The organism is Saccharothrix sp. ST-888 (assembly GCF_000955975.1).
In the GTDB taxonomy this organism is placed as follows: Bacteria; Actinomycetota; Actinomycetes; order Streptomycetales; family Streptomycetaceae; genus Kitasatospora.
This window is the reverse complement of record NZ_JYJF01000394.1, coordinates 1-416: the sequence shown is the minus strand read 5'-3', so window position 1 is coordinate 416 and position 416 is coordinate 1. Positions and strand designations below refer to the sequence as shown.

General features: G+C 69.5%; 2 protein-coding genes. Both read right to left on the bottom strand.

The window, feature by feature from the left end; genetic code table 11:
• Positions 1–216: chaplin (locus UK12_RS33250; RefSeq protein ID WP_045306942.1), on the bottom strand; the 216-nt coding region annotated here is incomplete at its 3' end.
• A gap of 92 nt (positions 217–308) precedes the next feature.
• A complete protein-coding gene (locus tag UK12_RS38805; RefSeq protein ID WP_442973910.1) occupies positions 309–401 on the bottom strand; it encodes a chaplin family protein in 93 nt (30 codons plus the stop codon).
• Positions 402–416: the final 15 nt, after the last annotated feature.

Below are 416 nucleotides of genomic sequence, written 5' to 3'. Positions count from 1 at the left end.
GGCGGCCGGGTTCATCAGGCCGATCACGTTGACGGTGTTGCCGCAGACGTTGACCGGGACGTGCACCGGGATCTGGACCAGGTTGCCGGAGAGCACACCGGGGGAGTTGGTGGCGGTGCCATTGGCCGAGGCGCTCGCGTTGGCGACACCGGCGCCGGCGAGCACCAGGGAGGCGGCGGCGCCGGCGAGGACAGCGGCCTTCTTCACGTTCTGCATGGGAGTTGATCTCCTAGATCGTGCGGGGAGAGGCGCCGCGCCCGACAGGACCCGGACGCGGCGCGGGCGCAGCTGTGTCAGCTGCTCTTGTTTCAGCCGGCGTTGGCGCAGGAGTTGCCGGCGGCCGGGTTCATCAGGCCGATCACGTTGACGGTGTTGCCGCAGACGTTGACCGGGACGTGCACCGGGATCTGGACCAG